Below are 12,613 nucleotides of genomic sequence, written 5' to 3' on the forward strand. Positions count from 1 at the left end.
AAATTATTTTCCTTGCCATGAAGGCTTCCTTTTTTCATTAAATGCATAAATTCCTTCTAAGCGATCTTCCGAATTGGCGCATTTGTAATAAGCCTCGAGCTCGAGCGCAATTCCGGTAGATAAATCTGTATCTGAGCCTTTATTTACGACCTTTTTAATCGCTTTTAAAGAAAGCGGGGCATTTTCGGAAATGGCGGTAGCGAGCTGCACTGTCTCATTTAATAAGCTCTCGCTCTCATACACATGGTTAATTAAGCCATATTCTTTTCCTTCCTTTGTGGAAAATCGCTTCCCTGTGAATAATATTTCCTTAGCAACCGCTATAGGCATAACCCTGGAAATTAGTTGAGTTCCCCCAATTCCCGGAATGAGCCCAAGCTTTGCCTCAGGCAATCCAAAAGAAGCGTTGGATGAGGCTGTTCGCAAATCACAGCTTAAGGCAATCTCCATTCCTCCACCCAATGCGTACCCATTTACAGCGCATATAACCGGAAAAGGAAATTCACGCAATTTCTCTGTCACTTCTTCAAAATAGTCATGCTGACGCTTCCAATCCTGTTGACTCATTCCATTTCTTTCTTTTAAATCTGCACCAACACAAAAGCTTTTCTCTCCTTCGCCCGTTAATATTAATACTCGAATGTTGTCGTCATATTTTAATTCCTGTAATGCTTCGAGCAGTTCGATTGCCATCTTCGTATTCAAAGCATTCATGGAACCTGGACGATTTAATGTAAGAATAGCAATCTCTTTTTTGTCCGCAGATTTTTCTAATTTAATTGTTTCATATGTTTTGACTACCATCATTTATCCTCCGCTTATCATAATATTAGTTAGGAACTGGATAGCGCCGTGTGCTCTTGCCAGCCTTCATTACTTGGCCAGGCAACTCATGGCCTAAAAACTCTTTGAGCTGCAAAGAAGCCTGCAATAATTCATCTAAATCTACACCTGTGCGCACGCCCATTTCTTCAAGCATATGAACAACATCCTCGCTGCACACATTACCTGTTGCCCCGGGGGCAAATGGACAGCCGCCAATTCCGCCTAAAGAAGAATCAAAAATAGCTATATTTGCTTCCATAGCAGCTAGTATATTAACCAGCCCCATTCCTCTTGTGTTATGAAAATGGCAGCCAAATTCGAAATTCTTCCATTCTTGTTTGATTTCTTTCATCAAACGATTCACCTGCATTGGATTGGCCATTCCGGTCGTATCTGCATATGTAATTCTTTTAATATTATAATTTAACAGCTGTTCGGTGATTTTCATGATGTTTTCTTGTGGTGCTGTACCTTCGAATGGACAGCCAAATGAGGTTGCGATGCTAATATGAAGATCAATTTGATGTGCTGAAGCGTATTGCACTATTATTTTCAGACTTTCCAATGACTGCTCGGTCGTTTGCCGGACGTTTTGCAAATTATGTGTATTGCTAGCAGAAAATACAAAATTCGCAGCGTTGACACCATATTCATTGGCACGTTCAAGCCCTCTTAAATTAGGTATTAATGCAGTTAATATCACATCTGTATCACCTTTAATTTTTTCAAAAAATTCTCCTGTATTAGCCATTTGCGGAACCAACTTTGGATGAACAAATGAACCAAACTCTATTTCTTGTACATTCGCTTTTTTGAGATGAGTATATATAACTGCTTTTTGTGAAGCGGACAAAACAGTGGATTCCAGCTGGAGGCCATCGCGAAGCCCAACTTCATTAATGGTTACTTCCTCACTTAATCTCATTCTCTCACCCTTCTTTAATAATTTAGCTTTATATATAGGATACTGTATCCAATATTCAATTGCAATATTATTATGAATTTTCTATTTAATTAATGATTAATTTTTATCGCACTCAACGATTCTATTAGCTTTTCGGTTGCACTATATGGAATAGGTTCCCAATTTATCACTTTTTCTGACCATTCAAGGATAGACCGATCAAAGATTTCATTATTCTGAATCTGCTTAATATAGCGGTTATAATAATGCAAAAGCAAAAATAATTTTCTATGGCTGGAACGATGGATTATTTCATAATCTGCCTCTGCTAATAATGCGGCTGTCACAATAAAATGATAAAGCTTGTTCATAAATCTCTTCGCTGCTAAATCCATTTCTGAAACATTCAGTTTCTTAATTTTTTCACATTCCTTCATTATTTGTTGACATTCTGCACTAATTATTTTTGAAACTTGTTTCAAATGTGGTGATTCCAAATTCGCAATGATCTTTTCACATTCCTCAAGAAGATGTTCATCTGAATGATTCTTTCTGATTGCTCTTAAAATATCTAGAGCGACAATATTCGTCGTGCCTTCCCAAATTGAGCCTAATTGGGCATCTCTGACTAGCTTTGGGTTTACCCATTCTTCAATATAGCCATTTCCACCGCGTATTTCCATTGCTTCCGCTGATACATATCTTGCTCTTTTGCAAATATATCCCTTTAATAATGGTGTAAGCATCCTTAATAACCCCTGCGCAGACTTTTGACCGACATCTGCTTTATCAAATATATTTGCGGTAAAATAAATCATAGAAGCAGCTGCTTCAGAGTCAATCATAAGTTCAAACAGACTTTCCTTCATTAATGGCAAATCGGCTAACCGATTCGAAAACGCTCTCCGGCCCCTTGCAGAATAAAGAGCTTCTACATAGCTTCTTCGCATAATTGCAGCCGACCTAACCGCATTTGATAATCTCGATGAATTCACCATAGACATCATTTGCTTAAACCCATTCTCAACCGTGCCGACTAAATATCCTTCTGCCCGATTAAAACTCACTTCGCCGGATGCCATATCTTTCGTACCTAATTTATCCTTCAATCTATTAATATAGTATTGATTTCTTTTTCCATCAGGAAGAAATTTAGGCACGAGATACATTGCTAACCCTTTCGTCCCTTTTTCTGCTCCTTGAGGCCGTGCAAGAACAAGCGCCACATCCGCACTCACGTTTGAACAAAACCATTTATCTCCAGTTAAGAACCATTTATCTCCGTCTTTTTCTGCTAGTAACGTGTTTTCGCCGACGTCTGAACCGCCTTGTTTCTCAGTCATAAACTGTGCTGCAGTCCAATAATTATCTTTATCCGTACTTAATAATTTTGGCAAATAGGTTTGTTTGAGGTTATCATCACCATATTCATCTAATACTTTTGCTGCTGAATCAGTCATGCTCATAGGGCAGCATAAACCAAATTCAGCCTGTGCAAATAAGTACCAGAAAGAGTATTTCATCACTCTGCTATATCGCGATTGTTTTCCCATTATCCCCTGACTGTGGCTCATAGCAACAAGTCCGAATTCGATATACCCGATTTCTTCCATTCTTTCATAAGAGGAGTGGTATTTCACATTATCCACTCTTTCACCGGCTTTATTAAATTGCTGCAGTTCAGGAGGATGGCGATCAGCTTCTCTTGATAGCTGATCAATCTCATCTCCGGCCATACCTCCCAGTTTCCATAAATTTTTAAAAGCATCTTTATAATCCTTTTTGCTATAAAGAGACAATAAAAAATCCATATTTGGATCGGCTTCAAAGTAATTTAGCCCTGTTGGCTCAGGCATAGCCCCTAGCTTTGATTCAGGATTTGGCACAATAAACCTTTCGTTCAATTTTATTACCTCCTTTTAGTTTACTTACCTTGAAATTCAGCTTCTCTTTTTGAAAAGAAAGCATCTACTCCTTCTTTAAAATCTTCAGACTGAAAACATATCCCTTGCGCTTGTGCTTCCATTTCCAATAATGCTTTTAATTGGACATTTATATTCTGGTTCATCAGCTTTTTTGTCATGCCAATTGATAATGGTGATTTTGCTACTAATCGATTAGCTAATGCCAATGCATCCCGTTGCAGATTTCCGCCCGTGCTCAATTTATTTATTAGCCCTAAAGAATAAGCTTCCTCTGCTGTCATTCTATCTCCTAAAAACATAAGCTCTTTCGCCTTTTGATGTCCGATAATAAGCGGAAGGAAGTGTATGGCCGCAAAATCTGGAATTAAACCTACATTTACAAAACTCTGTACAAAAAATGCATTCTCGTCTGCGATAGAAAAATCACATAACAGCATCAAGCTAAACCCAGCTCCTGCTGCTGCACCGTTTACAGCAGCAATAATCGGTTTTTCAAGGTCTAAAATTTTCATGACTAATTTATGTGAGGTCTGTAGTCTCTGTCTGCCTTCTATAGCAGATAAGCTATGCAAAGCTTTTAAATCGCCCCCAGCTGAAAATGCTTTTCCTCTTGCAGATAAAATAATACATTTTACTTCGTCATCTTTTTCAGCTTCCTCAAGTGACTCCAAAAGCTCCATTCTCATTTCCATCCCTAATGCATTACGTACATCAGGCCGATTTAAATAAATGACTCTTATACCCTCATAATTTTCTATATCAATAAATTGATTGCTCATTTCACTCCGCCTTTTCATGATTTTTGAGTCTCTACCTTACCTTTATAATCAGTATGGTGCTCAATATAATCAAAGATTTCCTGCCCTACACTATTTTTCCTTCCTAGCTCAATTTCCTCCACGATATGTGCGACTAAGCCTACAGCTCTTGAAGCGACCGCAAATGATTTAACGACGCGATAATCAATCTCCATATCTGCCATAATTGCTCCTATTGCTCCTACAGCATTCAATGTTATCGTTTTCCCTTTTTGCTCACAAAATTGACGGTGTATCTCTACTAAAAGCTTAGAATTTTTGCCATAAAACCCTAAATCCTCAGCAATTTCAAACAGCTTCCCTGTCCGCGGATCCTCTGGCTTATGTATTGGATGACCAAATCCAGGAAGCTGCTGATTATTCTCCTTGCGTTCTTGAATGATTAAAGATGCAAGCTCTTCAATCGGATAACCCTCTCCATATTTTTCAAATGCGTGATGTAGCATTTCAGCAACATACTCCATCGCACCAAGATACACTGTCCCTGCGCCTAATAGCCCAGCGGCGACTGCAGATTGAACGGATTCGGGAGCGCCCAAATAAGTCAATCTAGTAGATATTGAACTTGGTGTAAAACCATGCTCACATATTGCGACAAGTAAAGCATTTAACATTTTCGATTCCTTTTCAGTCGGCTTTCGATGCTTAGCACCTAAAAATGCCATATCTGCCAATGTAATATTGCCTATTAAATCTTCAGTTAAGTTGTATCCATGAACAAAAATTTTATCAGGTTCAGATTTGCCGATTTTAGTTTGAAATTCCATTTTGATTCCTCCGATTATTGTTTTTCCTTGATTGCAAATGTACCGAGGGCCGTTCCTATTATTGTCCCTTTTTCATCGATCACTTTTGACTCGACATATTGAATTCTTTTTCCTTTATTAATCGTCTTCGCCTCTGCATAAAGTATTCCTTCCTTCACAGGAGCAATAAATTGCGTTGTAAGGGAGATTGTCGCTACTCTCACATCACGAGATGAACGAATGACAACACCGATAATTGAATCCAGAATAGAAGCAATGGCTCCTCCATGCATCATTCCATTCGAATTAAGCAATTCATCTTTAACAGGCATTTTTATCACTGCTTCACCTTGCTCAAGCTTATCCATCGATATGCCTAGTAATTTCCAATATGGGGATTCCTCAAATTCCTTTGTTAGCCATTGTAAATAATCGTCACTTACTGCCATCACTCCACCACCTTTCATCTATTCGCCTGCGTTACACGATCTTTTTCCTTCCAGACGATCACTCCGTCCAGGGCTGCCACGCCATATCCATCTTCGAACACCCAAAGCGGATTAATATCCATTTCTGCTATTTTTCCATTGGCATGAAAGGCAAATTCGGATACTTTTACAAGTGTATCTATCAGTTTATTAATATCTTTTTTAGCACTGCCTCGAATGCCTTCAAGTAAAGGATAACCTTTCAGCTCCATTAGCATTTCTTTTGCTTCCAGCCGATTAACCGGTGCTTTTCTTATTGACGCATCCTTTAATACTTCAATAAAAATTCCGCCAAGACCGCATACTATGAGGGAGCCAAATTGAGGATCATCTTTAATGCCAACAAACAGTTCAATAGCATCACCTTCAATCATCTCTTCTGCCAGAACCCCTTCAATTCGAGCTGATGGATTATACGCAGTCACTGCTTGCATAATCCCGTCATATGCAGCAGCTAACTCGTCACCATTTTTAATATTTACTTTTACACCGCCGGCATCAGTCTTATGAAGAATCTCATCTGAAAGCACTTTGCAAACGACAGGATATTTCAACTCGTTTTTATGCTGCTGCAATTGCTCTTTATTAGCAAATACCTTTCCTTGCGGGACTCTAATCCCAAGTTTTGATAGCGTCTCTTTCACTTTTACCTCTGTCCAGACACCTGCAGGATTCCCAATATTGCCGTTCGAATATGCGCCAAGTTCTTCTGTTTTTGTTCTTGTGGAGAAAAGTGAAAAATCAACTAGATGCTTTAATGCAACCATCGTTTTATAAGAGGTAGCATACACCGGAACACCAGCGTTTTGAAGCGCCAGTCTGCCCTCTCCAGTTAATTCTTCGGTCCCTGTAATCGTTACGATAATTGGCTTTGTTGTTTTCGCATCGATTTCAATGATTTTTTCACAAATTTTTAAACCTAGCTCTCCTCCAAAGGTTGTTTGAAAGACGATGGCATCAACATCAGGATCATGTATAAGCAATTCCAGTGTTTCTGTTAATATATGCTGCTCTTTCAAAGCCTGGGCAGTCACATCAATAGGGTTCAAGGCAGATCCGTATGATGGAATGAGCTCCTTAACTTTCTGCGCAGTCCGTTCAGATAGCTGAACCATTTCCAACCCCAGTTCTTCGCTATAGTCAGCCATTACAATTCCCGCTGCGCCTGAATTTGAAATCGTTACCACTCGATTGCCCTTTGCTCTCTTGCCAGTACTAAATATTTTCATTGCATCAATCATGTCATCCAAGTCATTTACTATAATAAATCCATATTGTTTTGCAACGGCACGGAATGTCTCATCTGATCCGGTTAGTGAGGCAGTATGAGATAATGCTGCCTGCTGTCCGAGCTCAGACCGTCCTGATTTAAGTAAAATAACCGGCTTGTCGTTTTCTTTTGAGACGGATGACAGTTTAATAAGCAGCTCACCATCAGGAATTCCTTCTAAATACCCAGCGACCACCTTTGTATCAACATCCTCGAGCATATACTCAATACAATCGATTGAGTGAATATCCATTTGGTTGCCTGTGTTCACAACATAGGAAAAGCCAATATTTTCTTCCTGAGCCATACCAAATAATGAAAACCCTACTGCACCGCTTTGCGAAGCAAAACCTACTGGGCCGGATTTAAATCCGGCCACAGTTTCAAAGGATGTGGCAAAGCCCATAGGAATGGCTTTCTTTACATTCAATAAGCCGACACAGTTCGGACCAAGGATGTGGATGCCCGATTGCTTTGCTTTTTCTAGAACTTCCTTCTGTAAAGCGGCGCCTTCTTCTCCAACTTCAGCAAATCCCGATCCAAACAAGACTAAATGATGAACGCCCTTTTCCTTGCATTGATCTAGAATCTGCATCATTCTTTTTGATGAGACAGCGATTAATGCAACATCTACTTCCCCCGGAATATCCAATAATGAAGGATAGCAAGTTAATCCTCCGATTTCATCGTATTTTGGATTAACCGGATAAATCTCCCCAGTAAATTTATGATGCAGCAAATTTTTCAGCGGCTTTCCGCTGATTGATGTGAAATCTTTTGAAACGCCAACAATGGCGATCGAGGACGGATTTAATAAGTAATCAAGCGCTTGTTTTTTTGACAATGTTATACCTCCTGCCCTTTATCCTGATTAAAATAATTCTTTGACCCTTTGGTTTTATAGAAATACAATAATAGTGATAAAATAAGCCCTGCTACTGGGAAGTACCAAAGCGGTACAAACATAAAGAGTCCTGCGATAAATAATATCGTTCTCTCCGTTGCATTTATTATGCCAGCGCCTAATAAATATCCTTCTAGTGCGAAAGCAATCACGGTAATTCCGATTATAGACAGGACAATGCTGATGACAGTATCCCATAATTCACCGCGTCCAATTAATATTGCAGGATTATAGATCATAAAGAACGGCACAATAAATTTCACTGAACCAAGCTGTACTGATTGAAAAGCTGTTTTCATCGGACTGGCACCGGCTATACTTGCGGTAGCGAAGGCTGCTAACGCGACTGGCGGTGTAATATAAGAAACAGTTGCCCAATAGACGACATATAGATGAGCTGCAATCGGATCTATCCCTACAGCAACAAGTGCTGGCGCCATGATAATTGCTAGGAATACATACACGGCAGATACGGTCATTCCCATGCCCAATATAAAGCATGTTAATGCGCCCCCGATTAAAATAAGAAATGTATTATCCCCTGCAGCTGCAACCAATTCTCTTGAAAACGAGAATGAAACGCCCGTAGCAGATAATGCGCCAACGATAAATCCTACACCAGCAATAATGACGACAATATCCGCAAGCACTTTTCCCATATCGACAAACATATCCAGCACTTGTTTCTTTGACAACCTTGTTTTCTTTTTAATCATAGCAATGATTAATAACACAGCACTTGCATAATAAGGTGCTTGACCTTCTGAATTGAGGACGGCAAGAAAGAAAATCATAATAAGGATGGCAAAAATATAAAACCAGCCTTCTTTTAATGTTTTCCAAAAGGATGGAATCTCTGATTTTGGCATTCCTTTTAAATTGTTTTTCGCCGCGTAACCATCAATCTGAATATATAGGCCCCAATAATATAGAAATGCTGGAACTGCTGCTGCTAAAGCAATTTGATAATACGGTACAGCCAAGAAAGAGGCCATGATAAAGGCAGCTGAACCCATAATAGGAGGTGTAATTGTTCCACCGGTTGATGCAGTCGCTTCTATAGCTGCTGCATAATGGGGTTTATATCCCGTTTTTTTCATCGCTGGAATGGTCATTGCCCCGATTGTGACAGCATTGGAAACAGCACTTCCGCTTAACATTCCAAAGAAAGCACTTCCAACGACTGCAACCTTAGCGGATCCTCCTCTTGTACGACCAAATATTGAAAGAGCCAAATTAAAGAAAAAGTCTCCTCCGCCAGTCCGGGTAATAACAACACCAAAAACTAAAAAACCTAATAAAAGATTTCCAATTGTTGTATAAGCAATGCCGAAGACACTATTAGCACTCATAATATGGTTTCTTGCTAAAGTTAAGAAATCATATGATTGACCTTGTAAAAATCCTACAGGCATGAAAGAAGCAACCAGTGGATAAAGGGAAATCACTAAACAAATAATAGATAAAACAAGGCCGCCAGTTCTTCTAAGCGCCTCTAGTAATAGAGCCCATAACAGAATGCTGAAAGCAGTAGGAACAAAAGGTGCTTCCCAATCCCAGCCCTCTATAATAATTCTTTCGCCATTCATTCCAATGTATATGGTGATAAGGATTGCTAATGCAAAACAGATGATGTCATACCATTTTACGGAAGTGTGTTTTTTCTTTGCAGGGAAAAAAATGAACGCAATGGGTAAGAAACAAGCTAATAAGAAAATAAGATATGCGTTTTGTATAGGATTGATTCCAAATAACTCTAAATAAAACAGCATATTGACTGATAGAAAAATACCTACCAAAGTGCAAAGTACGATGACAATTTTCCAAAAGGAAGTAAGTCTTGTATTATTCATGTCTCAAACCCTCCCAACTTACTGGTTAAAAATAACAAGGCGATCGTTTATTTAACTAGTTCTTCTTTTTTCATTAACCAATATTCCTTGAATTCCTTATCGGTGATGCCCTCTTGATCGGCTTCATCCAACACCTGATTCCAAGCAGATTTTAGTTGATCAAATCGTTCAATTAACCGATCATTTTGTGCCTGCTTTTCATCGCTCCATAAACCTTCTTCTTTAAAGAATTTAATTACGCCATCATGGAATGGAATCCCCTTTGGTTCTGTTAGGACTTCATCTTTGGAGTATAAAGCTAAATTAGGCATCGCATCTTTGTATTTATTAAATGATTTATCCATTTCTTTTATTAATGCGTAAACTGTTTCTTCATCTTGTTTCGCATACCCGCCAATCAAATAGCCATGCCCCATTACTGCCATTTCACTTTCCATTCCTGCCCCATTGCTAAGGCTGTATGGAAAAAGCCACGGTGCGACAGCTTCGACACGTTCCCATCCTTCAGTATCATCCTCATCCAGTTCGAGCCAGCGAATGCCGCCTTTACTATGAGCTTCAAACATTGAAGAGGCAGTTGGATTTATGCCGGCAACATCAATTTGTCCTTGAACTAGTGCATCACCTTGACCAGAATAGGAGGTGATTTTTACAGGCTTGACATCCTCCCAAGTTAAGCCTGCAAAAGCAAGCAGTGCTTCATTTTTAATATTGACAGACGTATTTCCAGCAATAACTGGTATTTTCTTTCCTTTCAAATCATGAATAGATTGAATATCTGAGTTTTTGCGCACGGCAAAACCGAATTGGCTAATTGGCGCCCAAAAAGCTCTTACATCCTGCGGCCCCCAGTCTCTGGATGCAAACTCTTCAGTACCTTCAAAGGCAAGCTGGATTTCATCGCCTACTTTCCCAACTGAAGCAATTTCTCTTTTTAAAGGTACCATTCTTCCGACACCGCTTGCGGATGGGAGCATTCTGATTTGCGAACCATGAATATCAGTCAAAGCGTTTGCGATCGCAGACATTTCCGCATATCCGCCGGAACCGACATCATAGACGCTCCAAGTCATTTGATGCGGCAGTCCACTTGAATCTATCTTAGAAGATTGGGTAGGCTCAGAACTGCATCCTGCTGCCAAAATCACCAGTAAGAGAAACACCATGAAGTATTTTAACGGTTTCTTCCTCATTCGATTTCCTCCAAACATTCATTATTCTTTTCAGCAGGTCCCATTAGATGTATATGAGCAATAAGAAATCGCTTTCATTTCCCCAATGTATAGAGTTAACTATTTGCTGCAGGCTGAAACATAGGATAAGTAATCTCACCGTTTTTCACAAAAACTACTTCGACTTCTTGTTCACATTTTATTTGATCCACATCTGTATTGATAATATTACTCATGATGCGGACACCCTCCTCTAAATCGACCAGTGCAACGGCATAGGGAACTTCAGCTTTGAAAGCGGGTCCGCCGGGCCTGCGGGCGATAGTAAAAGAATAAATCTTGCCCTTCCCTGAGGATTCAATCCATTCTATCTTCTCAGAAGTACAATGCGGACAAACAATGCGCGGATAAAAAATGTGTTTTGAACAATTTAAGCATTTTTGTATCAATAGCTGATTATTTTTACAGCCTTCCCAAAATTGTATTGAATCCGCATCAATAACCGGCTGTGGCTTGGTCATAGAGTTTTCCATAGTTAATCCCTCCCTAAAATTACGACTGAAGTAGATGAAAGGGTGCCGCCTGTACCATTCACAAGTCCTATTTTTGCATCTTGCACTTGCCTTTCTCCGCATTCATTGCGGAGCTGTCTCACCGCTTCTATTAATAAAAATATTCCATACATGCCTGGATGAGCATATGAAAGTCCTCCGCCATTCGTATTCATTGGGAAATCTCCGCCGGGTGCAGTGCGTTGATTTTTAACAAAATCTCCTCCCTCACCACGTTTACAAAACCCTAGAGATTCTAAAGTGAGCAGTACAGTAATTGTGAAAGAATCATAGATTTGCACAAAGTCTATTTCATCATGCGTTACTCCAGCCATTTCAAACGCTGTTTTACCGGAAATGGCTGCCGAAGTCACGGTCAAATCAGGCATTGCTTGAATAGACCAATGACTGTGAGACTCTCCCTGGCCGAGAACCCAAACAGGTTTTTTACGGCAATCTTTTACTCTATCAGGAGAAACGATGACAAGCGCACCGGCGCCATCTGTTACTAAACAGCAATCCAATAGATGTAAAGGGTCGCAAATCATCGGTGAATTTAAAACATCATTAATCGTTAATGAATCTTTCATCATTGCATCAGGGTTAAGCTGCGCCCATTTTCGTGTAGCGACGGCAATTTCCGCAAGATCTTCTGCTGTTGTCCCATACTCATGCATATGACGATTAGCAGCCATTGCATAAGAACCGGCGGGACTTGGCAAACCGAATGGCGTCTCATATTGAGCTGTTAATGTCGGTGGGCGACCGGCTAATGATCTTGATTTTTCAGAACGCTGTGTACTGCCGTACAAAATTAATGCTACTTCGCATAAACCCGCCTTAATGGCTGCAGCCGCATGACCCACATGAGCCTCAAAGGCAGAACCGCCAATTTGGGTTGAATCAGTGAATTTAGGGTTAATACCCAAATATTCTGACATTACTACTGATGGAAATGATCCTACTCCTGGCAGTCCCCATAGTCCAGCTACAAACATTCCATCGACATCATCTTTCGTTAATCCGGCATCATCTAATGCTCTTTTCGCTGCAATTGCCTGGATTTGAAGAACTGACTTGCCGCCTGCAACCTTTCCATTTTCGAGCTCAACATCTCCTACACCGACAATTGCAGCAGATCGTTTAATAGACACAAA

The 12,613-nt window shown here is 39.9% G+C and carries 11 protein-coding genes; all 11 read right to left on the reverse strand.

Going from position 1 to position 12,613, the window contains the following annotated elements; all coding sequences use genetic code 11:
• Positions 1-3: 3 nt before the first annotated feature.
• Entirely contained in the window at positions 4-807 is an 804-nt protein-coding gene (locus CWS20_RS09015) for an enoyl-CoA hydratase/isomerase family protein (protein WP_241504159.1), read from the reverse strand.
• A gap of 22 nt (positions 808-829) precedes the next feature.
• Positions 830-1,750, reverse strand: coding sequence for a hydroxymethylglutaryl-CoA lyase (locus CWS20_RS09020; RefSeq protein WP_066197984.1), 921 nt, complete (start codon positions 1,748-1,750; stop codon positions 830-832).
• Between the two features lie 89 nt (positions 1,751-1,839).
• A complete protein-coding gene (locus CWS20_RS09025; protein WP_066197980.1) occupies positions 1,840-3,633 on the reverse strand; it encodes an acyl-CoA dehydrogenase family protein in 1,794 nt (597 codons plus the stop codon).
• Positions 3,634-3,653: 20 nt separating this feature from the next.
• A complete protein-coding gene (locus CWS20_RS09030) occupies positions 3,654-4,433 on the reverse strand; it encodes an enoyl-CoA hydratase/isomerase family protein (RefSeq protein ID WP_066197974.1) in 780 nt (259 codons plus the stop codon).
• A 14-nt stretch (positions 4,434-4,447) separates the two neighbouring features.
• A complete protein-coding gene (locus tag CWS20_RS09035; protein WP_066197972.1) occupies positions 4,448-5,239 on the reverse strand; it encodes a citryl-CoA lyase in 792 nt (263 codons plus the stop codon).
• A gap of 14 nt (positions 5,240-5,253) precedes the next feature.
• A complete protein-coding gene (locus CWS20_RS09040; RefSeq protein ID WP_066197970.1) occupies positions 5,254-5,667 on the reverse strand; it encodes a PaaI family thioesterase in 414 nt (137 codons plus the stop codon).
• Positions 5,668-5,681: 14 nt separating this feature from the next.
• A complete protein-coding gene (locus CWS20_RS09045) occupies positions 5,682-7,820 on the reverse strand; it encodes an acetate--CoA ligase family protein (protein WP_066197967.1) in 2,139 nt (712 codons plus the stop codon).
• 2 nt (positions 7,821-7,822) lie between these two features.
• Entirely contained in the window at positions 7,823-9,733 is a 1,911-nt protein-coding gene (locus CWS20_RS09050; protein WP_066197957.1) for a TRAP transporter permease, read from the reverse strand.
• Positions 9,734-9,780: 47 nt separating this feature from the next.
• The gene (locus tag CWS20_RS09055) at positions 9,781-10,926 is read right to left on the reverse strand and encodes a TAXI family TRAP transporter solute-binding subunit (RefSeq protein WP_158236994.1); all 1,146 of its coding nucleotides are present in this window, start codon (positions 10,924-10,926) and stop codon (positions 9,781-9,783) included.
• A 95-nt stretch (positions 10,927-11,021) separates the two neighbouring features.
• Entirely contained in the window at positions 11,022-11,438 is a 417-nt protein-coding gene (locus CWS20_RS09060; RefSeq protein ID WP_066197951.1) for a Zn-ribbon domain-containing OB-fold protein, read from the reverse strand.
• A 2-nt stretch (positions 11,439-11,440) separates the two neighbouring features.
• Complete coding sequence (locus CWS20_RS09065) at positions 11,441-12,610, reverse strand: acetyl-CoA acetyltransferase (RefSeq protein WP_066197946.1); 1,170 nt, start codon at positions 12,608-12,610, stop codon at positions 11,441-11,443.
• Between the last annotated feature and the right edge of the window lie 3 nt (positions 12,611-12,613).

Source organism: Cytobacillus horneckiae, from assembly GCF_002835735.1.
Taxonomy (GTDB): Bacteria; Bacillota; Bacilli; order Bacillales; family Cytobacillaceae; genus Cytobacillus; species Cytobacillus horneckiae.

What these genes read in the sequence shown, in the direction of transcription:
- CWS20_RS09015 (WP_241504159.1), bottom strand. Translation starts at nt 807, where the DNA reads ATGATGGTAGTCAAAACATATGAAACAATTAAATTAGAAAAATCTGCG.
- CWS20_RS09050 (WP_066197957.1), bottom strand. Translation starts at nt 9,733, where the DNA reads ATGAATAATACAAGACTTACTTCCTTTTGGAAAATTGTCATCGTACTT.
- CWS20_RS09030 (WP_066197974.1), bottom strand. Translation starts at nt 4,433, where the DNA reads ATGAGCAATCAATTTATTGATATAGAAAATTATGAGGGTATAAGAGTC.
- CWS20_RS09055 (WP_158236994.1), bottom strand. Translation starts at nt 10,926, where the DNA reads ATGAGGAAGAAACCGTTAAAATACTTCATGGTGTTTCTCTTACTGGTG.
- CWS20_RS09040 (WP_066197970.1), bottom strand. Translation starts at nt 5,667, where the DNA reads ATGGCAGTAAGTGACGATTATTTACAATGGCTAACAAAGGAATTTGAG.
- CWS20_RS09035 (WP_066197972.1), bottom strand. Translation starts at nt 5,239, where the DNA reads ATGGAATTTCAAACTAAAATCGGCAAATCTGAACCTGATAAAATTTTT.
- CWS20_RS09060 (WP_066197951.1), bottom strand. Translation starts at nt 11,438, where the DNA reads ATGGAAAACTCTATGACCAAGCCACAGCCGGTTATTGATGCGGATTCA.
- CWS20_RS09020 (WP_066197984.1), bottom strand. Translation starts at nt 1,750, where the DNA reads ATGAGATTAAGTGAGGAAGTAACCATTAATGAAGTTGGGCTTCGCGAT.